The 24,594-nt window shown below is 62.8% G+C and carries 25 protein-coding genes; 17 read left to right on the top strand and 8 right to left on the bottom strand.

The annotated features are described in order from the left end of the window. Positions 1-18: 18 nt before the first annotated feature. On the top strand, positions 19-882 hold the full coding sequence (gene tesB, locus CO675_RS34120; protein ID WP_097676234.1) for an acyl-CoA thioesterase II: 864 nt from the start codon (positions 19-21) through the stop codon (positions 880-882). A gap of 5 nt (positions 883-887) precedes the next feature. Here the strand turns inward: tesB and CO675_RS34115 are convergent, their stop codons facing one another. Further along, positions 888-1,778 carry a DUF4339 domain-containing protein gene (locus CO675_RS34115; RefSeq protein ID WP_097676233.1) on the bottom strand — a complete coding sequence of 297 codons (891 nt, stop codon included), beginning with the start codon at positions 1,776-1,778 and terminating at the stop codon, positions 888-890. Between the two features lie 306 nt (positions 1,779-2,084). Here CO675_RS34115 and CO675_RS34110 point away from each other — a divergent pair, with 306 nt between their 5' ends. The 8 genes from CO675_RS34110 to CO675_RS34070 all read left to right on the top strand — a co-directional run bounded on the left by CO675_RS34110 (position 2,085) and on the right by CO675_RS34070 (position 8,954). Next, the gene (locus CO675_RS34110) at positions 2,085-2,423 is read left to right on the top strand and encodes a P-II family nitrogen regulator (protein ID WP_097676232.1); all 339 of its coding nucleotides are present in this window, start codon (positions 2,085-2,087) and stop codon (positions 2,421-2,423) included. Between the two features lie 84 nt (positions 2,424-2,507). Further along, entirely contained in the window at positions 2,508-3,824 is a 1,317-nt protein-coding gene (locus CO675_RS34105) for an ammonium transporter (protein ID WP_097676231.1), read from the top strand. A 131-nt stretch (positions 3,825-3,955) separates the two neighbouring features. Then, the gene (locus CO675_RS34100) at positions 3,956-4,270 is read left to right on the top strand and encodes an ArsR/SmtB family transcription factor (protein WP_092121114.1); all 315 of its coding nucleotides are present in this window, start codon (positions 3,956-3,958) and stop codon (positions 4,268-4,270) included. Then, on the top strand, positions 4,267-4,620 hold the full coding sequence (locus CO675_RS34095) for an SRPBCC family protein (protein ID WP_097676230.1): 354 nt from the start codon (positions 4,267-4,269) through the stop codon (positions 4,618-4,620). The genes CO675_RS34100 and CO675_RS34095 overlap by 4 nt, the downstream gene beginning before the upstream one ends. 56 nt (positions 4,621-4,676) lie before the next feature. Next, entirely contained in the window at positions 4,677-5,279 is a 603-nt protein-coding gene (locus CO675_RS34090; RefSeq protein WP_092121107.1) for an ATP-dependent Clp protease proteolytic subunit, read from the top strand. A 316-nt stretch (positions 5,280-5,595) separates the two neighbouring features. Next, entirely contained in the window at positions 5,596-5,934 is a 339-nt protein-coding gene (locus tag CO675_RS34085) for a P-II family nitrogen regulator (protein WP_029080945.1), read from the top strand. Between the two features lie 39 nt (positions 5,935-5,973). Continuing rightward, complete coding sequence (locus CO675_RS34080; RefSeq protein WP_097676228.1) at positions 5,974-7,422, top strand: ammonium transporter; 1,449 nt, start codon at positions 5,974-5,976, stop codon at positions 7,420-7,422. 533 nt (positions 7,423-7,955) lie between these two features. Continuing rightward, positions 7,956-8,954, top strand: a complete 999-nt coding sequence (locus CO675_RS34070) for a hypothetical protein (protein WP_143279185.1) — start codon at positions 7,956-7,958, stop codon at positions 8,952-8,954. Positions 8,955-9,660: 706 nt separating this feature from the next. Here the strand turns inward: CO675_RS34070 and CO675_RS34065 are convergent. Further along, on the bottom strand, positions 9,661-10,728 hold the full coding sequence (locus CO675_RS34065; protein WP_097676224.1) for an adenylosuccinate synthetase: 1,068 nt from the start codon (positions 10,726-10,728) through the stop codon (positions 9,661-9,663). Next, positions 10,707-12,713 carry a ribonuclease H-like domain-containing protein gene (locus tag CO675_RS34060; protein WP_158231344.1) on the bottom strand — a complete coding sequence of 669 codons (2,007 nt, stop codon included), beginning with the start codon at positions 12,711-12,713 and terminating at the stop codon, positions 10,707-10,709. Before CO675_RS34060 ends, CO675_RS34065 begins: the two co-directional genes overlap by 22 nt. A 71-nt stretch (positions 12,714-12,784) precedes the next feature. Between CO675_RS34060 and CO675_RS40745 the strand changes: the two genes are divergently transcribed. Both CO675_RS40745 and CO675_RS34055 read left to right on the top strand, forming a co-directional pair. Next, complete coding sequence (locus tag CO675_RS40745; protein WP_158231343.1) at positions 12,785-13,021, top strand: hypothetical protein; 237 nt, start codon at positions 12,785-12,787, stop codon at positions 13,019-13,021. 107 nt (positions 13,022-13,128) lie between these two features. Further along, on the top strand, positions 13,129-13,533 hold the full coding sequence (locus CO675_RS34055) for a GFA family protein (protein ID WP_097676221.1): 405 nt from the start codon (positions 13,129-13,131) through the stop codon (positions 13,531-13,533). Positions 13,534-13,558: 25 nt separating this feature from the next. On the opposite strand, the gene CO675_RS34050 is transcribed toward CO675_RS34055, so the two are convergent. Together CO675_RS34050 and CO675_RS34045 are read right to left on the bottom strand one after the other, a co-directional pair. After that, entirely contained in the window at positions 13,559-14,332 is a 774-nt protein-coding gene (locus CO675_RS34050; RefSeq protein WP_097676219.1) for a GGDEF domain-containing protein, read from the bottom strand. Between the two features lie 143 nt (positions 14,333-14,475). Beyond that, on the bottom strand, positions 14,476-14,949 hold the full coding sequence (locus tag CO675_RS34045) for an NUDIX hydrolase (RefSeq protein ID WP_097676218.1): 474 nt from the start codon (positions 14,947-14,949) through the stop codon (positions 14,476-14,478). A 195-nt stretch (positions 14,950-15,144) separates the two neighbouring features. On the opposite strand from CO675_RS34045, the gene CO675_RS34040 reads away from it, so the two are divergent. The 4 genes from CO675_RS34040 to CO675_RS34025 all read left to right on the top strand — a co-directional run bounded on the left by CO675_RS34040 (position 15,145) and on the right by CO675_RS34025 (position 20,683). Next, positions 15,145-16,371 (top strand): aminotransferase class I/II-fold pyridoxal phosphate-dependent enzyme, encoded by a 1,227-nt coding sequence (locus tag CO675_RS34040; protein ID WP_097676217.1) that lies wholly within the window; start codon positions 15,145-15,147, stop codon positions 16,369-16,371. Positions 16,372-16,387: 16 nt separating this feature from the next. Next, positions 16,388-18,871 carry a DNA translocase FtsK gene (locus CO675_RS34035; RefSeq protein ID WP_097676216.1) on the top strand — a complete coding sequence of 828 codons (2,484 nt, stop codon included), beginning with the start codon at positions 16,388-16,390 and terminating at the stop codon, positions 18,869-18,871. A 100-nt stretch (positions 18,872-18,971) separates the two neighbouring features. Then, positions 18,972-19,796 (top strand): outer membrane lipoprotein carrier protein LolA, encoded by an 825-nt coding sequence (locus CO675_RS34030; RefSeq protein WP_097676215.1) that lies wholly within the window; start codon positions 18,972-18,974, stop codon positions 19,794-19,796. A gap of 71 nt (positions 19,797-19,867) precedes the next feature. Further along, positions 19,868-20,683, top strand: coding sequence for an exodeoxyribonuclease III (locus CO675_RS34025; protein ID WP_097676214.1), 816 nt, complete (start codon positions 19,868-19,870; stop codon positions 20,681-20,683). Between the two features lie 181 nt (positions 20,684-20,864). On the opposite strand, the gene CO675_RS34020 is transcribed toward CO675_RS34025, so the two are convergent. Then, positions 20,865-21,305 (bottom strand): Crp/Fnr family transcriptional regulator, encoded by a 441-nt coding sequence (locus CO675_RS34020; protein WP_097676213.1) that lies wholly within the window; start codon positions 21,303-21,305, stop codon positions 20,865-20,867. A gap of 57 nt (positions 21,306-21,362) precedes the next feature. After that, on the bottom strand, positions 21,363-22,049 hold the full coding sequence (locus tag CO675_RS34015) for a response regulator transcription factor (protein ID WP_016841446.1): 687 nt from the start codon (positions 22,047-22,049) through the stop codon (positions 21,363-21,365). Between the two features lie 243 nt (positions 22,050-22,292). On the opposite strand from CO675_RS34015, the gene CO675_RS34010 reads away from it, so the two are divergent. Next, entirely contained in the window at positions 22,293-22,832 is a 540-nt protein-coding gene (locus CO675_RS34010; RefSeq protein ID WP_097676211.1) for a L,D-transpeptidase family protein, read from the top strand. 102 nt (positions 22,833-22,934) lie between these two features. Beyond that, positions 22,935-23,720: a 2-keto-4-pentenoate hydratase gene (locus tag CO675_RS34005; protein ID WP_097676210.1), complete on the top strand. Its 786-nt coding sequence runs from the start codon at positions 22,935-22,937 to the stop codon at positions 23,718-23,720. 143 nt (positions 23,721-23,863) lie between these two features. On the opposite strand, the gene CO675_RS34000 is transcribed toward CO675_RS34005, so the two are convergent. Then, positions 23,864-24,568, bottom strand: a complete 705-nt coding sequence (locus CO675_RS34000; protein ID WP_097676208.1) for a YggS family pyridoxal phosphate-dependent enzyme — start codon at positions 24,566-24,568, stop codon at positions 23,864-23,866. Positions 24,569-24,594: the final 26 nt, after the last annotated feature.

The following is a 24,594-nucleotide window of genomic DNA, read 5'->3' as shown; positions in this document are numbered from 1 at the left end:
GAAAGAGAGCGCATCCTTATGTCCAAGAGCCTGATCGACCTGTTGTCCATCCTCGATCTCGAGCAGCTCGAGGTGAATTTGTTCCGCGGCAACAGCCCGAAGACGAGCTGGCAGCGCGTGTTCGGCGGCCAGGTGATCGGCCAGGCCATGGTCGCGGCCTGCCGCACCGTCGAGGGCCGCCTGCCGCACTCGATCCATTGCTATTTCATCCTGCCGGGCGATCCGCAGATCCCGATCATCTACCAGGTCGAGCGGCTGCGCGACGGTAAGAGCTACACCACCCGCCGCGTCACCGCGATCCAGCACGGCAATGCGATCTTCTCCATCATGGTCTCGTTCCACGCTGAGGAAGAGAGCAACTTCAATCATCAGGAGAAGATGCCCGACGTGCCGCCGCCGGAGAAGCTGACCGCGGAGGAAGTGTCGAAGCAGCCGATGTTCAAGGAGATGCCGGAGTTCATCCGCCGCTACTATGAGAGCGACCGGCCGATCGAGCTGCGCCCGGTCGAGCTCGGCCGCTATTTCGGCCAGCAGATCGACGACGGCCGCATCCATGTCTGGATCCGCACCGCGGCGAAACTGCCCGACGATCCGGCGCTGCATCTGTGCGCGCTCGCCTATGCGTCGGATTTCTCGCTGCTCGACGCCGTCATGGCGCGCTACGGCCGCACGCTGTTCGACCGGCGCATGATGCCGGCGAGCCTCGATCACGCGATGTGGTTTCACCGCCCGTTCCGCGCCGACGAATGGCTGCTCTACGCGCAGGATTCGCCGAGCGCGCAGTCCGGCCGCGGCCTGACCCGCGGCCTGATCTTCAAGCCCGACGGCACGCTGGTCGCGTCCGTCGCGCAAGAAGGCTCTGTGCGCGAACGCAAGGCGTAATCGCTTTAGCCGTTGGCGTAAGCGCCGCGCTCGGTCAGCGCGAATTGCGAGATGAACCAGTTGGCGTACCAGCGCAGCACCCACGGAATCGGGATCAGGAATCCGCAGCCGATCGAGAACACGATGGTCCGCCACAGCACCTCGAGCCCGGACGCGTTGAAGGTGACCTCGCGGCGCGTGCCCTCGACGTTGCGGCAGATCCAGCGCAGCCATGCGGTCATCACCCAGGCCCAGCCGACGATGGTGATGGCCGAGATCACCATCAGCAAATACCAGCCGATATAGACGAGCGGGCTCCCCGTGAACGAGATCGGCAGCTCCTGGCCGCTCGAGCTGAGGCGGCCGAAGATCCAGCGCACGATCATCCAGCTCAGAAAAGCCTGCAACAGCAACGAGAGCAACGTGACGATGTTGCTGTTGGCCGCTCCGGCGTAGGTCAGAAGACCGAGCACGATGAAGACGTACCAGATGTCGAGCGGCTGCCCGGTGAAGCCGAGATGCGGCCGGCCCGGCACGCGGATATAGGGAATCGCAAAACGATAAAGGCCGGTCGCGGTCCACGGTGCCGGGATGACGAAAATCTGCCCGATGAACATCAGCAAGCTGCGTCCGAACAGGCCCCAGATCGGGAAGTCGGCCGACAGCGCGCCGCCGCTATAGCCTGCCGATGCGGCCACCGGCGGCGGTCCGCCGGCCTGCTGAAATGCCGGCGGCGCGCCCGCGCTCGGAACAAGGCCCGGAATCTCGCCGGCCTTCTGCCAGCCGGCCATGCCCTCGGTCCACACCAAGGTATCGGCGCCCACCATGCCACGGGTGATCAAGTCGCGGAGCTGAGCTTCAGGCAAGGGGCCCTTTTGCTGGCCTTCGGATGCATAAAACCAGTTTCGATTCGACATTTTCTTGTTCCTCGGGGCGCGGGTGCACGCGCTGTGGCGAGAATGAGCCAGCGGGAGCGCTGGCCGGGGCGGGAAAGCCATATTCTGGCCGACGGTTGTCGTCCCGTACAGTGACGGAGTTCACGCGCTGCGCACGTTTTCCCCTTCAACCTGCAACATTTTTGTGCCATTTGCCCAGAAAGCTGCCAGATTTGGTGGCGGCAAGTTGCCGCTCCAGAGACGGCGAGTCGCCGCTCCCGAGACGGCGAGTTGCGGCTCCGGGGATGGGCGCACACGGAAAACCTCAAGGAAATGAAGGCCTGAACCATGAAACTCGTCGTCGCGATCATCAAACCGTTCAAGCTCGATGAGGTACGCCAGGCCCTGACCGCGATCGGCGTTCACGGCATGACGGTGACCGAGGTGAAGGGCTATGGCCGCCAGAAGGGCCACACCGAGATTTATCGCGGCGCCGAATACGTCGTGAATTTCCTGCCCAAGCTCAGGATCGAGATCGCCGTCGACACCCAGCTCGCCGAAAAGGCGGTCAGCGTCATCACCGAGCACGCCCGTACCGGCCAGATCGGCGACGGCAAGATCTTCGTGACGCCGATCGACCACGCCCTGCGCATCCGCACCGGCGAGACCGACAACGACGCGCTCTGAGTCTCAATCGACGCCACCGCCGCCAGCGACGCCGGCACATGCCAAAAACCACGTAAAGAAACCACGACACGCCGGGGAATGATGATGGGGGCACGAGCTCTTCGTGCAGCGATATCAGCTGCGCCGATCACCGCTGCAATGCTGCTCGCGTGGGGCGCGCCGGCGTCAGCGCAAGACTCCGGCGCCCCCGGCATCAACCCCGCCGACACCGCCTGGATGATCGTCGCCACCGCGCTGGTGCTGATGATGACGATCCCGGGGCTCGCGCTGTTCTACTCCGGCATGGTGCGCAAGAAGAACGTGCTGGCGACGATGGCGCAGAGCCTCACGGCCGTTGCGATCATCTCGATCCTGTGGGTCGTCTTCGGCTATTCGCTGACCTTCGTCGGCAACGGTCCTTGGCTCGGCTCGCTCGACAGCTGGTTCCTGGCCGGCATCACGATGGACAGCGTCAATCCGGCGGCAAAGACCATCCCGGAAGCGCTGTTCATGCTGTACCAGATGACGTTTGCGATCATCACGGTGGCGCTGGTCGCGGGCTCGGTCGCCGACCGCATGCGGTTCTCCGCCTATGTGCTGTTCTCGATCGGCTGGTTCATCTTCGCCTATGTGCCGCTGGCGCATTGGGTGTGGGGCGGCGGCTTCCTCGCCTCAATGGGCGTGATGGATTTCGCCGGCGGCCTCGTCGTGCATCTGTCCGCCGGCATCAGCGGCCTGGTCGCGGCCAAGGTGATGGGCAACCGGCACGGCTACGGCCATGACAATCTGTCGCCGTTCGATCTGTCGCTCGCGGTGGTCGGCACCGGCCTGCTCTGGGTCGGCTGGTTCGGCTTCAACGGCGGCTCGGCGCTGGCCGCCAATTCGCGCGCGGTGATGGCGATCACCGCCACCCATCTTGCGGCCTGCGCCGGCGCGCTGACCTGGGGCGCGATCGAATGGGCGACGCGCCGCAAGCCGTCGGTGCTCGGCATGATCTCGGGCGCGGTCGCTGGCCTCGGCACCATCACCCCGGCATCCGGTTTCGTCGCGCCGTGGCACGGCATCATCATCGGCATCATCGCCGGCATGGTCTGCTTCTGGGCCTGTACCTGGCTGAAGCACCGCTTCCAGTATGACGACTCGCTCGACGTGTTCGGCGTGCACGGCATCGGCGGCCTGACCGGCACGCTGCTCGCAGGCGTGTTCGCCACCGCGGCGATCGGCGGCACTTCGGGCCTGCTGGAGGGCAATCCGGGACAGCTCCTGATCCAGCTCTACGGCGTCGTGATCACGCTGGTCTGGTGCGGCGGCGTCACCTTCGTGCTGCTCAAGCTGGTCAGCGCCTTCGTCCCGCTGCGCGTCTCGATGCAGCAGGAGCTGGAGGGTCTCGACATCTCGCAGCACGGCGAGGCGTTGCAGTAGCAGCCGAGCTCGGATCGCCGGGACGAGAATTCGTAAAACAACCCCATGCAAAGTACCCGAGCGCCGCGACCTCACGCTGCGCGGGGCAGTTCAGGCTTGCACGACACATAAGCATATGCTTATGTATCGGCATGGTCGACACCGATATCTTCAAGGCACTGGCCGATCCGACCCGCCGCAGGGTCTTTGAGAAGCTGGCCGGCGGCAGCCTGAACGCCAGCGCCTTGCGCGACGGGCTTGAGATCAGCCAGCCGGCGATGTCGCAGCATCTGGCGGTGCTGCGCGCGGCCGGATTGGTGCGCGAGCAGCGGCAGGGCCGCTTCGTCAACTATGAAGTCGACCCGGACGGGATCGCCAGCATCGGGACCTGGCTCGCCCGCTACCGCGCCTATTGGCCGAAGCGCATCGAAGCGCTCTCCGACCTCTTGAAGGACATGGATCAATGAGCGACACGGTTGAGCCTGACGCGGATGCTGCTCTGGTGATCGAATACGAGCTCGACGCACCGCCTGAAAAAGTATGGCGCGCCGTGACTATTCCGGCCCTGCGCGAGCGCTGGCTACCGGATTGCGATCTCGCGGGCGCTGAACCCCTATCGTCGGTCGCAGGCGAAGAGGTGCGTTACCGGCTGCGCGATTCCGAGCCGCCGTTTCGCGAGAGCGACGTCACCTTCCGGATCGAGCCGAGCGAGGCCGGCGGCACCCGGTTTCGCATCATCCAGGAGGCCTGCGGCAGGCGCGCGAACCAGCCGCAAGCGGCCAACTGCAACAGCCGCATGCTGATGCGCGCGGCCTGATCGCAGGCTTCATCATCCGCTGAAACTTCATCACCTGCTGAAATGGGAGGTCGCCGATGCGCGACATGATGCAACTCGTCCCGATGGTCGTCGAGCAGTCGTCCCGCGGCGAACGCTCCTTCGATATCTATTCCAGGCTGCTGCGCGAACGCATCATCTTCCTCAACGGCGAGGTCAATGATGCGATGTCCGGACTGGTCTGCGCCCAGCTGCTGTTCCTCGAGGCCGACAACCCGAACAAGCCGATCAACCTCTACATCAACTCCTATGGCGGCGTGGTCACCAGCGGGCTTGCGATGTACGACACCATGCAGTTCATCAAGGCGCCGGTGCACACGCTGTGCATGGGCACTGCGCGATCGATGGGGTCGTTCCTGCTGATGGCCGGCGAGCCCGGCCACCGCGCCGCGCTTCCCAATGCCAGCCTCCACGTGCATCAGCCGCTCGGCGGCTTCCAGGGCCAGGCCTCCGACATCCAGATCCACGCCGCCGAGATGCAGGCGACCAAGCGGCGCATCATCCGGCTCTACGCCCAGCACTGCCGGCGCACCGAGGCGGACGTGGAACGGACCTTGGACCGCGATCACTTCATGTCGGCGGAGCAGGCGCTCGAATGGGGGCTGATCGACAGGGTTTTTGCAGCCCGCGACGCCGCCTAATGGCCCGGCATTACTTTATCTGAATACCGGCACCTGCACCGCGGCTGAGCAGAATTGTGTCCAGACCCTGGCTTGCTCAGGAATTAGGCCAATCTGATTAGATTTTAGGCGCGACGGAATAGCGCAGCAGCAGCTTGCTCCCGCAATGCGGGAAAAGGTCCGGATTCATAATCCATTAGCGAACCGGAGCCGTTTGGCACGGCATTTGATTCTAAGGGTCCCGGCTGTGCCCGCGTAGTGGAAGTCCTCCGCGTGGTGAACCTCAGTCGAAACTCCCGGTGTTCGTTCGCACCGGGCCCAAGCGGGGATAGGACTCATGAAAATTGTTATGGCGATCATTAAGCCATTCAAACTGGAAGAGGTCCGTGACGCCCTGACCGCCATTGGCGTTCACGGTCTCACGGTGACGGAAGTCAAGGGGTACGGCCGTCAGAAGGGCCACACGGAAATCTATCGCGGCGCCGAATATGCGGTGAGCTTCCTGCCCAAGATCAAGATCGAGGTCGCAGTCGCCTCCGACCAGGTCGACAAGACCATCGACGCCATCACCTCCGCCGCCAAGACCGGACAGATCGGCGACGGCAAGATCTTCGTCATCAGCCTCGAGCACGCCGTGCGCATCCGCACCGGCGAGGCCGATGCCGCGGCCCTCTGATTTCGCGCTCAACCTTTAAGACCTCAGGAGTGAAATAACATGACGTTCAAGCGTCCCTATGGCGCGGGACTGGCGGCCCTCGCAGTCGGCCTCTTTGCCGCAACCGCCGCCTACGCCGAGCCAACCGTCAACAAGGGCGACAATGCCTGGATGCTGACATCGACGGTGCTGGTGCTGTTGATGACCATCCCGGGCCTTGCGCTGTTCTATGGCGGTCTCGTCCGCTCCAAGAACATGCTCTCGGTGCTGGCGCAGGTGTTCTACACCGTCTGCATCGTCACCGTGCTCTGGGCCCTCTACGGCTACAGCCTCGCCTTCACCGGCGGCTCCGACTTCATCGGCGGCTTCTCCAAGGCCTTCCTGATGGGCGTCACGCCGGACTCCAAGGCTGCGACCTTCTCGGTCGACGCCAACATCTCGGAGCTCGTCTATATGTGCTTCCAGATGACGTTCGCCGCGATCACGCCGGCTCTCATCGTCGGCGCCTTTGCCGAGCGGATGAAGTTCTCGGCGATCGCGCTGTTCATCCCGATCTGGGTCACCGTGATCTACTTCCCGATCGCGCACATGGTCTGGTATTGGCCGGGCCCGGACGCGATCCAGGATGCCGCCAAGGCGCTCGCTGCTGCGGCTGACGGCGATGCCAAGACGAAGGCGCAGGCCGCCCTCGACGCGATCAATGCCGATGCGGGCTGGATCTTCAAGAAGGGTGCAATCGACTTCGCCGGCGGCACCGTCGTGCACATCAACGCCGGCATCGCCGGCCTCGTCGGCGCGCTCCTGATCGGCAAGCGCACCGGCTACGGCAAGGAGCTGATGGCTCCGCACTCGCTGACCATGACCATGATCGGCGCCTCGCTGCTCTGGGTCGGCTGGTTCGGCTTCAACGCTGGTTCGAACCTCGAAGCCAATGGCGGCGCTGCGCTCGCCATGACCAACTCCTTCGTGGCCACGGCCGCGGCGGCGCTGGCCTGGATGTTCGCGGAATGGATCATCAAGGGCCATCCCTCGCTGCTCGGCGCACTCTCGGGCGCGGTCGCGGGCCTCGTCGCGGTGACGCCTGCGGCCGGTTACGCCGGCCCGATGGGTGCCATCGTGCTCGGCCTCGTGGTCGGCGTGGTCTGCCTGTTCTTCTGCACGGTCGTGAAGAACGCGCTCGGCTATGACGACTCGCTCGATGTGTTCGGCGTCCACTGCGTCGGCGGCATCATCGGCGCGCTCGGCACCGGCATCCTGGTCAACCCGGCGCTCGGCGGTGCCGGCATCATCGACTACACCGCGATCCCGCCGAAGGTTGCCGATTACGACTTCGTGGCGCAGATGACCTCGCAGATCTGGGGCGTCGGCACCACGCTGGTGTGGTCGGGCATCGGCTCGGCGATTCTCTACAAGATCGTGGACGTGATCGTCGGCCTGCGTGCCAACGTCGAGACCGAGCGTGAAGGCCTCGACATCACCGAGCACACGGAGCGCGCCTACAACATGTAAGAGGTTCTCCCGGGGCGCGACCTCCCCAAGCGGTCGTTCCCAGAACTACGGTCCGGGCACATACCCGGCAATGTCCGGACCGTTGAGGGGCTCCAGCGCAAGTTGGAGCCCCTTTCTTTTTTGCGGTAACTCGTTCTGGCCTTACTAAACCCCAACCCGGTTACTTCATCGTGCATGTGCTGCTTCGATGCGCCTGCTCTCCGCGGGCGATCTCCATCGACCGACCTAGACCGGCAGCCTCAACCGCAGCAACTGATCGACAATGCGCCAAATAACTACGCAACCAAAAGTAACGGTTGCCGCGCCAGGGGCGAGCCGAAATATACGAAGTACAAAAGAGGCAAAAGAGGTGCTGTTCGAGAGATCCTCTACCACTTTGTGCAACAGCCAGCTGCCGACACCAACTATTGTGGTTGCGCTGAGGAGACTAAGGAAAATCGATATCAACCACAGAATATGGTATTCGTTCATTTTGGATGCACCCCAATATCGCCATCCACAATAGCAAGGGAAGGTAAACGAGGCCAAGCACCGTGCCCTACAGTCCGCCGTACGATTACGACTATGCAACTACAGACGACGAAGCCAGAAGTCGCGCCGAATTTTTCAAAGATCGAGACCCGTTTCCTGACTGGCCCGCTGCATTGCTTTCGTCGGAGCATATCGCGGACTATGTACGGGTCGCAGGCCTCCTTCATCCATTCGATGCGACACAAGACCGCCTAAAACCGGCCTCCTACGAAGCTAGAGCGAAACGATTCATTCGTTGGGATGACGATGGACGCAAGATCGTCACCGAGGTGACGGATGGCGACAAGTATGAACTACCTGAGAATTCGATCGTATTTGTGCAAATCGAAGCGAAGATCCGACTTCCCGATTACATCGCACTTAGGTTCAACCTAAGGATAAAGCACGTTCACCGAGGCTTATTGTTGGGAACTGGGCCGCTCGTTGATCCAGGTTTTGGCGGAGACCTTCTCATCCCATTGCATAATCTTACGTCGAAAAAATACGAAATAGACATTTCTGAAGGTATCATTTGGATCGAGTTTACGAAGACAACCCACAATTCGGAAAAGTGGCCCGCGGCTAGGGGGGCTTTCTTTCCTATCCAGCAACACAAGACTGACGTTCCGTTCTCCACTTATTTTGAGCGCGCGAGCAAAAATAATCCCATTCAGAGCTCCATTCCCTTGGCGGTAAAAGACGCTCGGGAGCTTGCTCGAAGTGCCGACTCCTCGGCAAAGAAGGCCGTTCGAACTAATCGCCTCTTTGCAAGTATCGGTGTTCTCGCGATTGCCGGGCTAATCATGGGGTTGGTCAACTTAGCTGTTTCCGTCGTCAGAGATAGTTCGCAATCAGGCGCTGACTCGCGAAGAGCGCTCAGCGAAAATGATGCCTTGCGCCGCGAACAATCCCAGCTATTGAGCAGAATAACAGAGCTGGAGCGCCGTCTGAAGGAATTGGGTGACCGCACGCTAACGTTGCAATCTCCCACTGCACCAGCCATACCGAAAAAAGCTCCATAATGCAAAATCGGTATGTTGGAGACGTTGGCGATTTCGCAAAGTACGGCCTATTGCGACTTCTTACACGCGAATCGAACCTATCGATTGGCGTGCTCTGGTGGCTTTACGGCAACGAGACTCACAATTCTGATGGACGTCATATCGGCTATCTTAGCGATCCTGCCTTTGACGCCCTTGATCCAGTGCTCCACCAAGCGCTCGGAAAGTTGGTTTCCAAAGGTAGCAGGTCCGTCAAGGCGATCGCGAAGTCCGGCATCCTTCCTAGCGAAACCGTTTTTTTCGATAGGCCGATCTCCAACCCCACGACCATCGGACCCCGCAGTGACCGAGAGCACCACCGAACCGAGTGGTTACGAAAGGCATGGATCGCGACCGCTAGCTGTGATTTGGTTTTTTTCGACCCCGACAACGGACTCGAAACGCCGTCGGTAGCTCGACACTCTCCCAAGGGAGGAAAGTACGTCTTTTGGGATGAGCTATTTCCATTTTGGGAACGCGGACAGTCGCTCTTGGTCTACCACCACCTGAATCGAACAGCCTCCGTCGCAAAGCAAACAGAGATCCTAGAAGCGAAATTTGCGTCCAAGTTTGCGAATGCCGCAGTAGTTCGCCACTTCCTCTTTCGTCGAGGTTCATGCCGTCATTTTTGGCTTGTATCGCAGGAAAAGCACAAGCTTCACTGCTTGTCCGCCATGAACCAAATTACTCAATCCGAATGGCGGAAATACTTGTTCGTCGGATGAAAGCCTGAATTTCCAATCTCTTCGCGTCGAACCAATGAAGCCGGCCCAGTACCAACGAAGTCAACTTGTCGGCCGATCGCGCCCTCAATTGTCTTCAGGACCGATAGCGCCTTCACGCTAAATTCTTGCTTGCGCACGCCAGGATCGACGTAGTCGAAATGATTCAGGATGATGCGCGTGGGATTGTTGACCTCAATTGCCCGCCTCACCAGTTCGCCATCGAATTCAGCAACGCGACGCACCTTTTTTGTGGCTGTTGTGAGCTCGTTGTAACCTTCTGGTAACCCGGCATTCTTGACGATTTGCGCCCAGGTCGTCTCGTGAGGCAGTGGACCTGAATTGCCGGCGACTCGAATGGGGTGCGCGCGCAGGACCAGCGTGATGTCTTTCACGTCAATTGGGCTTAGTCCTGCCTCTCCGACGAACGTTCCGGCACTGGTGTCCCGGCTGGTAGCGTGCGGGTAATAGCCCCCTTGAAGCAGGGACAGCCCGAATCCTTGAGAACCTTCGATTACAATCCAACGATTTTGATTGAGCATGCTCCGCATTAACTCAGCGGAATTACGTACGAAGGGCTTAAGAACGTCCAGCTCTCCAGCCAGCGTAGTCCCTGCCCGTCGCGCTATTCGCCGAACGAGCGCTGCGCCTGTTCCAGAGCCTGTCGACCCAATCTCTCCGACGATTCCAGACGATCGCTCCGAAGCACGATCACCTTCAGTGATGACACTTGCCCATGGATCGACAACTACCCGAGCCGGACCGAGCCCCAGCGCGTCGACCTCATGCAGAAAAATCTCGGGATCAATGATCGCCCCCGCCGGCAAAATGGCGACGGTATTTGGAGCCAAGATGGAGGCTGGCAGTTGTCTGAGCGCCCAAGTCCGGCCGTTTTCGCCAATCGCGGTATGGCCCGAATTCGTTCCGCCAACGCGGACAACGGCCGCCGCCTTCCGATCGTTGGCAATCCAGCGCGCAACTTTGCCTTTTCCCTCAGACCCGAACTGGCCGCCTACGACGACGGAGATGGGCATGGCAGCTCCTGCTGACTGTACTCACTCACCAAGCGGACTGCAGCGTCTTCGAGTTCTCTGATCGATCCGACGTTATCGATCGTTGCCATTGCCAGGTTAGATAGCTGGCCGATTTCAGCCTCTACAGGTTGGCGGTCAGCGTCACCGAATGACGGCCCTCCTTCCGCAATCTCCTCATAGCGATGCTCACGGACTGCGGTCGGAGCGTCCACATGGAGATGAAGAAATCTGGAGCCAAATCGTTCAACGAAAAAGGCATGATCCTCAGGAAACCGAAGTCCGTCGACGACGATAAACGGCTTCTCGGCTACGCGATCGAGGACCCGTTCGCACAGCCATCGCTGCCCCTTAGTCTCATGGACCGCTTCCCCAACCCGCTGACGAGTTGCGCGGTCGGGGGTCTCCCCCAGGGATCGAATCTCATCATCAATGACGAGGCTGAAACGGGTGTACGCAAAGCCGCGTCGTTCCAGCAGCCGAGCCGTCGTTGTCTTCCCGGCGCAGATGCGACCGCTTATGCCGACCACCAAGCCGGATGATCCGTTGGATTTCAGATCCGGAATGATCAAGGCTCCCTCTGTAGGCCCGCTCAGGGCCTCAAACTGCCCCGAAAGGAAGAACGATCCTACTACGGCCGACGTGATCGCGTCGAGTTCATCATGGGTCACGGCTTGGGTCTCGAAGCCGCCGGATATGCCGAACTCCGCCAGCCCTTGCTTCAGATACCGCTCGCCTGCCCCTTTTCGGGGGATACCCATGATGTCCTGTGCCGCTCCAGGGTAGCTCTCAATCACAGGAATCCCATGCCGCCGGATCGTCTCCGCAAGCCGTATGCCCCGCTCCGTCAGTTTTTGCATGCTCGGCAGGAGCGAAGGATAGACGTTTATGCCCCTGCGCTTAAGTTCGCGCTCGCACCGTCTCATGATGCCGAACTGATCACGTCCCGGATCGTCGTCGCTCACCCATAAGCGCCCCTCGGGCAACGAGAGCGGCGAGTCGATAGAGACCAAGTCTGGCTTTTCTTCCAGGATGCGTGCGAGCATTTCTGCATCTGGACCGATCGTGCTCGTGACGGCGACGTCACCGTCAAGAACACAATATCCCGAGGGACGCTTCTCCGATCCGGTCAGGTCGATACCCACGATTTTGGCCTTCTCAGCGTGGGTCCCCGCAAAGAGGGCCTTAAACGTCCGCGCCTTCACCTGCACCGTCCGGACGGCCGGCAGCTGCAAGGGAAGATCCTGATCGAGGGCAGGCCGAGCCCAATCCTCGAAACGCGAGTCCTTGAGCCAGAGATCCTGTTGAACGTTCAGGCGATCGACAACTCGATCAAGGATCATACACATCGCGAGAACGTCACGACGATTGTAGTCTACCAACCGGCGCAGCGCTTCTATGTCACCGCGAACAAACTCGTGCCACAGCAACACGGCCGCAGCACCGTCGAGCCCCTCCACTCCAGAGCGAGCAGAGATGCCCAACTCGTCTTCAATTGCCTTCTGGCCGCCTGAGAGACCGACCCGCTTCGATAAGTACCGGAGATCGATATGGACAGACGGGAGTGAAATCTGCCCGAACTTCTTCCTCAGAAAGCGAAGGTCGAAGAGAGTGCCGTTGAACGTCACCAAAGTGCGCGCACCGGCCAAAGCATCGAGCAGATCGCTCGGATCCTCGCCCGCGACATTTACGTGATACTCGCCATTGCGCGCCCAGCCGATCAGCGTGATCTCGTCATAGAACCAGCTTAGACCGGTCGTCTCCACGTCCAAAAACAGGACCTGGCCTGGGTCTTCAAGTCCTACGGGAACGCGTGTAGCGGGAACCGCAGCAGCCCTCTGCGTAGACTTTATCGAGCGGTCTCGATTGGCTCGACCAACGGCTTGCTCTGCCTGTACTGCATCGGGGAAAAGCACGACTTGCTCCGGCGACGGACGCGGAATGGATCGCTCCTCGTGCACGCGATTACACCCGTCCGGAATACGCATTTGAGTGTTTGCACAGCCGCTTGGAGCGGTCAATATTTGAAGAGTCAAGATGACTCTGGAGACACAGAAAAATGCGCATCCAAGTGGCTGTTTATTTGCATCGGGATTCCAAGAAATGGCTGGCTTCCTACGCGCGAAATCTTGGCCTGACTCAGACCGAAGTAGCTCGCGCCTTAATCGAGAGGGAGCAGGAGGTGGGTTGGCTGAAATGGGCCTTGAAGACCGCCGACCCGGCGCAGAGGGCACCACAGCCGATGAAGAAGCCTGCGGGCCGGCTGCCCAAGCGCTTTCACCAGGTTCCGCGCTGATAAATCCGTCGGTTTGAGCCTTTCCTTTCCTCGCCGCTTGAGAAAGAATTGCCAAAACAGCCGGCGGCCATGGAACAATCCGGCCGAGCAAAAGACGGGAGGACGTCATGAAGGTGCAAGGCAGGTGCTATTGCGGCAACGTGCGCTATGAGGCCGAAGGCGAACCGATGATGGCGGCGCAGTGCCTGTGCCGCGAATGCCAGTACATCACGGGTGGCGGACCGAACATGTTCATGGCGATGCCGACCACCGGCTTCAAATACACCGCCAGCCAACCCAAGCAGTTCACCCGGAAAGACCTCGAGCGCGCCGTGACGCGCGAATTCTGCCCGGAATGCGGCACCCATCTCGTGACCAAGGTGCCCGGCCTGCCCGCCACGATCCTGAAGGTCGGCACCTTGGACGACCCCAGTGTGTTCACCCCGCAGATGACGATCTACACCTGCGACAAGCAGACCTTCCACCATGTCCCCGAGGGCAAGCCGTCGTTCGACAAGCTGCCGGCACGGTAGCGCGCGGCGTATAGGCTCGCCAAGATCAGGCCGCATCGCACGCGTGCTCGACGCGGTCGCGGCCGTGCCGCTTGGCGGCGTAGAGCCCCTGGTCGGCGGTTCGCATCAGGCTGCCGAGATCGAAGCTCGTTTCCTTCACGGTGAAGCCGATGCTGATCGTCACCGGCAGAAGGGTCACGCCGTCGAGGATGGTGCGGCCTGCGCAGTCGCGGCGGATTTCCTCGGCGCCGTGCGCGACCTGCTCGTGGTTCAGGCCGGTCACGACGGCTGCAAATTCCTCGCCGCCGTAGCGGGCAACCAGCGCGCCGTGCCGGCTCGCGAACTGGCGCAGCACGTCGGCGATTTCGACCAGCACCTTGTCGCCGATCTCGTGTCCGTAGCGGTCGTTGATCGACTTGAAATGGTCGATGTCGCACATCAGGACCGCAACCGACGCGCCATCCGCCTGCGCCTGGTCGAGCGCGGCGGCGGCCTCGGTGTCGAAGCCGCGGCGGTTCAACAGCCCTGTCAGCTGATCGGTCTGCGAGATCTGGGCCAGCTCGCGCCGGGTATGCGCGAGCTCCAGCATCAACAGGCCGGCGCGATAGGACATCGCGCCGCTGAGCGCGATCGAGATGAACACGCCGGCGGTGAGCCCGAACAGCTGCATCTGGCCGACCGTGATCGGCGCGGCCAGATCGCGGCCGAACACCAGCATGCCGATGGTGAAGGACATCACCGCGGTCATGCCGGCGGCAATCACCATCACCTTGCCGGTGCGGCGCAGAACATCGCCGCGTGTCTCGATCCTGATGGCCATGTCCGTCTGCAGATCCTCGCAATACGCAGGATCATTCGATCGTGCTGTGTTGCGAATTGCTGAAGGAATTCGTGACGCGCACGCTGGCCTTAATGGCGGGTAAAGCGGATCGCTCGAATGCGTGACAGCGTCGGCAAACACTGTCAGTCGATCAGGACTTCCTCGTCCGGCAGTTCGCGCGGCGCGCCGTCGCGCAAACAGCTTTCGAGGATACTGGCCAGCGACAGCGGCGTAAGGCGCTCGACCGCACCGGATAGATCGACGATCGGCCACCACCGAAAGCAATCGAGCACCTTCGCCTCGGCCTCGTCGGCCATCACAGGGTCGAACCGATCCGCACGAACGATCCGGTATTCTTCCTTCTGGGAGATTCGCCGGCCGCCCCAGTCGAAGATGTGATGACGCCGCCAGACGGCGGGACCGGGCGCGAAATCGACCAGCCCCAATTCCTCGGCCAACTCCCGCTGCAACGCCGCTTCCGGCGTCTCATCGTCCTCGATGCCGCCGCCCGGCGCGATCCAGAAACAGTCGCCACCGTGCGGCGGGCGAATCCGCATCAACAGGACGTCGCGCTCGCCCGTGATGATGAGCGCCCTGACGGCGCGGCGGTGAATCATGGCTCGGAGCAATTTTGATCGGAGCAATTTTGAAGCGGCTTTCTGAGGGGAGCGCTGATATCACGCGCCGGCCGAACGTGTCGCGCCGCCGATGGTTAATCGCGTCTTAACCTCGCCCTATCTATGGTGATTTGATCGGTTTACGGTCGGCTCCCCCACCCCTCCGACCGCAGTGAAAGTGCTGGCTTTTCAACCATGGCAATGACCGCCTCATCCGGCGTGGCGCAGGGCGCCGCCGATGCCACATCCGCCGGCCAGGCCGAGCGCTCCCCATTCGTGCGAACCACTGAACTGCTGGCGCCGTACCAGCCAGCTAAGCCCTTGATTACACTGTCGGTCGGCGAGCCGCAGCATCCGGTGCCCGACTTCGTCGGGCCGGTGCTGGCGAAGCACACCGCAGAGTTCGGCCGCTACCCGATGGCCAAGGGCATCGAGCCGTTCCGCCGTGCGGTCGCGACCTGGCTATCGAGCCGGTTCCAATTGCCGCGCCCGGTCGATCCGGAGAGTGAGGTGTTGGTGCTGAACGGCAGCCGCGAGGGGCTGTTCTTTGCGGCGATCACGGCCGCGCGCCACGTTGCCCCGCGCAAGGGGCGGCCGGCGATCCTGATGCCGAATCCGTTTTATCCGGCCTATGGCGCCGGCGCCCGCGCGGCCGGCTGCGAGCAGATCCATCTGCCGACCACGCTCGCCAACGGTTTCCTGCCCGACCTCGATGCGATCGACGAGGCGACATGGGCCCGCACCGTCGCGTTCTTCATCGCCTCGCCGGCCAATCCGCAAGGCTCGGTCGCCTCGCGCGCCTATTTCGCGCGGCTGAAAGAGCTCGCCGACCGCTTCGGCTTCATGATCCTGTCCGACGAGTGCTACTCGGAGATCTACACCCGCGAGGCGCCGGGCAGCATGCTGGAATGCGCCGGGCCCGACTTCAGAAATGTCGTTGCGTTCCAGTCGTTGTCGAAGCGCTCGAACCTGCCGGGCATGCGGGTCGGCTTCGCCGCCGGCGACCGCAAGTTTCTCGCCGCATTCCTCGAGCTGCGCAATGTCGCCGCACCGCAGGTGCCGGTGCCGCTGCAGCATGTCGCGGTCGCCGCCTATGGCGACGAGGCGCATGTCGAGGAGAACCGCAGGCTCTATCGCATCAAATTCGATCTTGCCGACCAGATCCTCGGCAGCCGCTACGGCTACAAGCGTCCCGCCGGCGGCTTCTGCGTCTGGCTCGACGTCTCCGATCGCGGCAGCGACGAGGCGGTAACCGTCAGGCTCTATCGCGACGCCGGCGTTCGCGTGATTCCCGGCAGCTATCTGGCGCGCGAGCAGAGCGACGGTTCCAATCCGGGCGCGGGCTATATCCGCCTTGCGCTGGTCTCCGACAGTGAATCAACGGCCGAGGCGATGCATCGCCTGGTCGAAACCCTGGGTTAATCGCGAAGCGCGAAGATTGAGTATGCCAGCGATCGAACGTGTCATCCCCCTGGTCGGCCATCTGCCGCTCTCGCTGCGCGAGGCGCTGGCGCGACGGTTGCGCGAACTCACCGGGCTCGGCCTGATCGCGCTGTCGGGCGCCGTCACCGCGGCGCTGATGACCTGGTCGGTGCAGGATCCGTCGCTCAGTCACGCCACCTCGCGCGCGATCCGCAACGTGCTCGGCTATCCCGGCGCGATCGGCGCCGACCTCTTGATGCAGATTCTCGGCCTCGGCGCCATCATGCTGCTGCTGCCGGTGGCGGTGTGGGGCTGGCGGATGCTGACGCATCGTCCGTTCGACCGCGAGGCGCTGCGGCTCGGCTGCTGGATCCTGTGCACGGTGATCGCGGCGGGCTTCGCCAGCTGCTGGCCGCACAATACGTCCTGGCCGCTGCCGACCGGGCTCGGCGGCGTGGTCGGCGACGCGCTGCTGCGCGCGCCAGCCGTCGTGTTCGGGCCGCCCGGCTTCCTCTATCGCGTCGTGCTCGGCCTGATCCTGTTTGTCGCGATGGCCGCGACCTTCCTGTTCGCCTGCGGCTGGGGCGCCAAGGAGCAGGACGAAGAGCTGACGCCGATCTCTGACGACGACGAGCCGTTCGTCGAAGACGAAGACAATGACCGCAGTTCGGTCTCGCTGGGCTGGCTGTTCCATGCACTGATGAGCGCGAAAGCCCGGCTCGGCTGGCTGTTCGGTACCGCCTATAAATCGCTGGTGTCGAGCGGTGCGCAGGGCCGCAGCGCTGCGTTCGAGCGCCAGGAGCCCAATATCGGCGGCGGCCGCTCGGCGCCCTCGATCGCGCCCGCCGCTGACGACCATGACGAGGACGAAGACGAGACCGAGTCTTTCGACGACGAGGAAGAAGAGGACGACGAGGAGGAAGCTCCTGCCGCCCGCGCCCCGCGCAAGAAGGCCGAGCCGAAGCCGAAGAAGAAGAACTCCGACAAGTTCGAGCTGCCGTCGGTCTCCGTGCTCAGTGCGCCGAAGGCGAGCGATCGCCAGCCGCTGAGCAAGGCCGAACTCGAAGCCAACTCGCGCTCTCTCGAAGGCGTGCTGCAGGATTTCGGCGTGCGTGGCGAGATCGTCAAGGCCAACCCCGGCCCGGTGGTCACGCTGTACGAACTGGAGCCCGCGCCCGGCATCAAGTCGTCGCGCGTGATCGGATTGTCCGACGACATCGCCCGCTCGATGAGCGCGCTGTCGGCGCGCGTTGCCGTGGTCGCCGGCCGCAACGCGATCGGCATCGAACTGCCGAACGCGCATCGCGAGAAGGTCTATCTGCGCGAGCTGCTGGTCGCCAAGGAAAGCGTCGATTCGGTTGCGAAGCTGCCGCTGTGTCTCGGCAAGACGATCGGCGGCGACCCTGTGATCATCGACCTCGCGCGCACGCCGCACATGCTGATCGCCGGCACCACCGGCTCCGGCAAATCGGTCGCGATCAACACCATGATCCTGAGCCTGGTCTACCGGCTGCGGCCGGATCAGTGCCGCCTGATCATGGTCGATCCGAAGATGCTCGAACTCTCGGTCTATGACGGCATCCCGCATCTTTTGACGCCCGTCGTCACGGATCCGAAGAAAGCCGTGGTCGCGCTGAAATGGGCCGTGCGCGAGATGGAAGAGCGCTACAAGCGGATGGCCAAGCTCGGCGTGCGCAACATCGATGGCTACAATGCGCGCCTGGTCGAAGCCAAGGCCAAGGGCGAAGAGCTGACGCGCACCGTGCACACCGGCTTCGACAAGGAGAGCGGCAAGGCGATCTACGAGGAAGAGAAGCTCGACCTCGAACCGCTGCCCTATATCGTCATCATCGTCGACGAAATGGCCGACCTGATGATGGTCGCCGGCAAGGACATCGAAGGCGCCGTGCAGCGCCTCGCGCAGATGGCGCGTGCCGCCGGCCTGCATGTGATCCTCGCCACGCAGCGTCCGTCGGTCGACGTCATCACCGGCACGATCAAGGCCAACTTCCCGACCCGCATCGCCTTCCAGGTGACGTCGAAGATCGACAGCCGCACCATCCTCGGCGAAATGGGCGCCGAGCAGCTGCTCGGCCAGGGTGACATGCTCTATATGGCGGGCGGCGGCCGCATCAGCCGCGTGCATGGCCCGTTCGCGTCCGACGAGGAAGTCGAGAAGGTGGTGCGTCATTTGAAGACGCAAGGCGCCCCGGAATACCTCGAAGCCGTCACCGCGGAAGAGCCGACCGACGAGGACGGCGCCGTGTTCGATGCCACCGGCATGGGTGGCGACGGCGGTGGCGATCTGTTCACGCAGGCCGTTGCGATCGTCAAGCGCGACCGCAAGGCGTCGACCTCCTACATCCAGCGCCGGCTGCAGATCGGCTACAACCGCGCCGCCTCGCTGATGGAGCGGATGGAACTTGAGGGCATTGTCGGCCCTGCGAATCACGCCGGAAAGCGCGAAATCCTGGTCGGGGAGGAAGAAGGCCAGTTCTGATCGGGGGCGATCATCACGGAAAAACCATATCTCCCTCGGAAGAGGCGGGATAAAATCCGACGAAGCGGGACGAGCGTCGAACAGAGACCTGACATATCTAATGGCAAAACATCTCATTGACCGCGGCACGCGCACTGCGCTGGCTCTTCTCGTCACCGCCGCGATCGCTGGCGGCGCGACTGCGCAAAACGCGCCGGCAACGCCGAAACCCGTGGCCAACGCCGGACCGAAGGCTGCGCCGAAGGCCAAGGACGCCGGCGCGCAGAGCAATGCGGACAAGGGCCCGGCCACCACCGGCGCCACCCAGGCACCGCCGGACCCGGTGATTCCCGATCCGCGCCGCAACGTGCCCGCCAACATCTTCCAGACCTTCGACGCCAACCAGAAGGCGCAGGCCGCCAAGATCTCAGCCTACCTGTCGTCGCTGCAGACGCTGGTCGGGAATTTCGTCCAGGTCGGTCCTGACGGCACCAAGACCAAGGGCGATTTCTACATCCAGAAGCCCGGCAAGCTGCGCTTCGAATATGACAATCCGAGCACCATCGAAGTGATCGCAGACGGCTCGTCGGTCGCGGTACGCGACCGCAGGCTCGCGACCCAGGACATCTATCCGCTGTCGCAGACCCCGCTGCGGTATCTGCTGTCGGACCGCATCGACCTGATGAAGGACACCAACGTCGTCAGCGTCACTGCCGACGACGTGTTCGTCAGCATCACGATCGAGGAGAAGCAGGCGCTGGTCGGCACCAGCCGCTTCCTGCTGATGATCGGCGCCAAGGACGGCAAGCTCAAGCAGTGGACCGTCACCGATCCGCAGGGCTACGACACCACCGTTGCGGTCTACAATCTCGACGCGACGCAGAAGCCCGATCCGGGGCTGTTCAAGATCGACTTCACGACCTATCCGGGCTCATCGCCGGGCTAGCCATCTCGCAGGCGCTTGCTTGTGGACAAAGCGCTAACGCGCACCGCGAACCGTGCTAAGACGCACCTCTCATGCGGTTCTCCGTCACCACCTGGAACATCAATTCGGTGCGCCTGCGCATCGACATCGTCGCAAAATTCCTGAAGAGCGCGCGGCCGGACGTGCTGTGCCTGCAGGAGACCAAATGCATCGACGATGCGTTTCCGCTGAAGCGCTTCAAGCGGCTCGGCTACGAGCACGTCGCGCTGAACGGGCAGAAGGGCTATCACGGCGTCGCCATCGTCTCGCGCCTGCCGTTCGAGACCACCGATATCCGAACGTTCTGCGACAAGATCGACTCGCGGCACATTTCAGTTTCCTTCGGCGAGAAGGCGCAGCTTTCAAAGCCGCTCGTGCTGCATAATTTCTACGTGCCGGCCGGCGGCGACATTCCCGATCCCGCGCTCAATCCGAAGTTCGAGCACAAGCTGCAATTCCTCGACGAGATGAAGGCGTGCGAGCCGCTGCATCCGCGCGGCGACGACCGTCACATCCTGGTCGGCGACCTCAACGTCGCGCCGCATGAGCACGACGTGTGGTCGCACAAGCAGCTGTTGAAGGTGGTTTCGCATACGCCGGTCGAAACCGAGAAGCTGCTCGCAGCGCAAGCGCATGGCGAGTGGTTCGACGTCGCGCGCGAGCGGATCCCGATGTCGGAAAAGGTCTACACCTGGTGGAGCTATCGCGCCGCGGACTGGACTGTCGGCGACCGCGGCCGCAGGCTCGATCACATCTGGGTCTCGCGCGCGCTGAAGAATCACGTCAGCGATTTCAAGATCACCCGCGACGCCCGCAGCTGGGAGCGGCCGTCGGATCATGTGCCGGTCACGGCAGTGATGGAGGTTTAGTTCTCGCCGAACCTCAACCCGTCATCCGGAGGAGCGCGGAACGCGCGTCTCGAAGGATGCACGGCCCGGCTGGTAGCCGTCGACCCTTCGAGACGCGCGCAAGAGCGCGCTCCTCCAGCGACAAAGGCGAAGCCTTTGCGCGGGGGTGACGGATCACTGGTCTTCGCAGCGACGACGGCGGCTACGTACTTAGCTTGCCACCCGCCATCAGGATATCGCTCGCCAGCTGGCTGGTGCGTAGCGCGAGCTCGTCGCGGAGCCGGCAGGCTGCGGCCGGATCGCTTTCGAGCACGCGCTGGAACAGGCTGCGCGCGACGCGGATCACCGAGCCGCGCTCCAGCGCGGTCGCGGTCGAGGGCCGTTTCATCGCGACGATCAATGCGAGCTCGCCGATCAGCGCGCCTGGGCCGGCGATGATCTCGGCGCCGCCTTCCTCGACCCGGAACGTGCCGCGCTGCACGACGTAGCCGGCATCCGCGGCGTCGCCGACCTTGAACAGCACTTCGCCTGCGTTGAAGTCACGTTGCTCGGAGCCGATCGCCAGCATGCGCAAGGAGCTGTCGCCCAACAGACGCATCGTCGGGACCTGCTCAAGCAGGGCTACGTCATCATCGATCGACATTCAGGGCCGGTAACCGCGGTGCGCCTCGATTTCACGAATCGTTGAGCGCGAAGCGTATCACGGCACCAGCTTGTAGCCACCGGCTTCCGTCACCAGGATTTCCGGGTTGGCGGCGTCCTTCTCGATCTTCTGGCGCAGGCGGTAGATGTGGGTTTCCAGCGTGTGGGTGGTGACGCCGGAATTGTAGCCCCAGACTTCCTGGAGCAGGGTCTCGCGCGACACCGGCATCTGGCCGGCGCGGTAGAGGAAGCGCAGGATCGCGGTTTCCTTCTCGGTCAGCCGCACCTTGCGGGCGTTGGCGCCGGTGAGCATCTTCGAGCCGGGCCGGAACGAGTAGGGGCCGACCGAGAACACCGCGTCCTCGCTGGCCTCGTGCTGGCGCAGCTGCGCCCGGATCCGGGCCAGCAGCACCGCGAAGCGGAACGGCTTCGCCACATAGTCGTTGGCGCCGCTTTCGAGGCCAAGGATGGTGTCGGAATCGGTGTCATGGCCGGTCAGCATGATGATCGGGGCCTTGAAGCCGCCCTTGCGCAGGCTGCGGACCACTTCGCGGCCGTCGGTGTCGGGCAGGCCGACGTCCATCAGGACCAGATCGGGAGAATTGGCTTTGGCGGCAGTGGCGCCCTTGGCGCCGGTGTCGACTGCGGAGGCTTCGAATTCCTCGTGCAGGGACAGCTGCTCGACCAGCGTATCGCGCAGATCGGTATCGTCATCCACGATCAAGATCTTGCGGGCATTGGCCATAGGTACAATCCTTCGGGGGCGGGGCGGTCAGAAGCGGGGGGCGCTTATGGCCGTAGCATCGGCTAGATACGTGCTCAGGTAGGCCGTCGTTACCGATTCACAAGGCAGCGGCAGTCTACCTCAAATCCGGCGGGGCAGGACGTGAATGTCCTGTAATGCCGGGAGATAGAATGTTTGGGACGCTCAAGGCAAGTTCAGTTTTGAACGATTCTTAAAGGAAGACCAGCTATTTCAATCACTTATATGACAGTGAAATGTGATCGCCCGCTCTCCGCCATCGAGGTCCACCGCGCCGCCGGCGATCCGCGCCGGGGCTGGCTGACGACCGATGGCTGGACCGTTCCGGTGGCGCTCGGACGCGGCGGAATCCTCGCCAACAAGCGCGAGGGCGACGGCGGCACGCCGCGCGGCATCTTCCACCCCAGGCGGCTCTGGTGGCGCGCCGACCGGCACCGGCGTCCGGTGACCTTCCTGCCGGCGCGGCCGATCCAGCGCGAGGATGCCTGGTGCGAGGACCCCGCCGACCGCCACTATAACCAGCCGATCCGGCTCGACCGGGAGCAAGGCGGCGACCGCCTGACGCGCGAGGATCACCTCTACGACTTCATTGTCGAAATCGATCACAACGCCGCACCGCGCATCGCCGGCCGCGGCAGCGCCGTGTTCCTGCATCTGGCGCGGCCGAACTTCGGGCCGACCGCGGGCTGTGTCTCGATGACGAAAGCGTCGATGCTGCGGCTGCTGCGGCGGATGTCGCCGCAGACCCGGATCATCATCGGGTAAAGTTCTGGAATAGCTGAGCATCGGTTTTCCCACGCGACAAGCGCGACGCGCTTGTGCTGAGATCATGCGCAACACAGAAAATTCCCGCAGGGACGAAACCGCATGCTCGACAACGACCAGATCGCCGCCGCCGCCAAGGTCCTGCACGATCACTTGCGCGCTGGAACGAAACTCGCCGCGCTCGACGGCGCCATGCGGCCGCGCGACCGCGCCGAGGGTTACGCGGTGCAGGCCCAACTGGAGAAGACCTCGCGCGAAAAACTGTTCGGCTGGAAGATCGCGGCGACCAGCGCGGCCGGCCAGAAGCATATCAATGTCGCAGGCCCGCTGGCCGGACGCATCCTCGCAGAGACGTTGATCGCAGACGGCGGCACCGCATCGATGAAGGGCAACGCGATGCGGGTCGGCGAACCGGAATACGCCTTCCGCATGGCGCGCGATCTCGCGCCGCGCGCGACGCCGTACAGCGTCGGCGAAGTGCTCGATGCGGTCGGCATGCTGCATCCTGCGATCGAGATTCCGGATTCACGCTTCACCGATTTCACATCCGCCGGCGAGGCGCAGCTGATCGCCGACAATGCCTGCGCACATCTGTTCGTGCTCGGACCTCCAACGTCAGCCGACTGGCGCGCGATCGATCTGGTCGAAGAGCGTCCGACCATCACGCTGCGGGGCGAGCGCTACATCGGCCACGGCAAGAACGTGCTCGGCGATCCCCGCGTGGCACTCGCGTGGTGCGCCAACGAACTGCGTGCGCTCGGGCTGACGTTGCGGGCAGGGGAGGTCGTCACCACAGGCACCTGCCATCCGCCGCTGCCAATTCAGGCGGGCGACGAGTTCGCTGCCGATTTCGGCGCGATCGGAAAAGTGTCGGTGAAGTTCGCCTAGGCGATACGCTCACCGCACACACAGTCGTCGTCCCTGCGAAAGCAGGGACCAATAACCACCGAAGTCAGTTGTTGTGCGCGGACGAACCGCGTGCCCTTTGCGATGGCCGCGGCGTATGGGTCCTGGCTTTCGCCAGGGCGGCATTAGTTGTGCGCCACCGTTCGCGTCCCGAAGATCGCCGAACCTACCCGCACATGGGTGGCGCCCATCTGGATCGCCACGGCGAAATCCGCGCTCATGCCCATCGACAAATTCTTCAGCCCGTTGCGCGCGGCGATCTTGGCGCACAGCGCGAAATGCGGCGCCGGCGCCTGGTCGACCGGCGGGATGCACATCAGTCCTGAAATCTGCAGGCCATAAGTGTCGCGGCATGCCGCGATGAAGGTATCCGCGTCCTGCGGCGCGACGCCGGCCTTCTGCGGCTCCTCGCCGGTGTTGATCTGGACGAACAGCTCGGGATGCTTGCCTTGATTTTTGATTTCCTTGGCTAACGCTTCGCAAATGCTGCCGCGGTCGACCGAATGGATCGCATCGAACAGCGCGACCGCCTCCTTGGCCTTGTTCGACTGCAGCGGTCCGATCAGGTGCAGCTGCAGGCCCGGATGAGCCTGGATCAACTCCGGCCACTTGCCCTTGGCTTCCTGCACGCGGTTTTCGCCAAATACGCGCTGTCCGGCGCGAATAATCGGCAAAATTGCGTCGCCCGCGAATGTCTTCGACACCGCGATCAAGGTCACCGACGCGCGGTCGCGCCGCGCTTCCTTGCAGGCATGCACGATCTCCTGCTCCACGACGGCGAGGCCGTGTGGTGAATCAGCCGATAACGGCGCGGTCGGGCTTTGTGTCATGCTTGTGCCGTTCTCTGACAGACGCG

It is taken from the genome of Bradyrhizobium sp. C9 (assembly GCF_002532045.1).
GTDB lineage: Bacteria > Pseudomonadota > Alphaproteobacteria > Rhizobiales > Xanthobacteraceae > Bradyrhizobium.
This window is presented reverse-complemented; position numbering and strand designations above follow the sequence as displayed.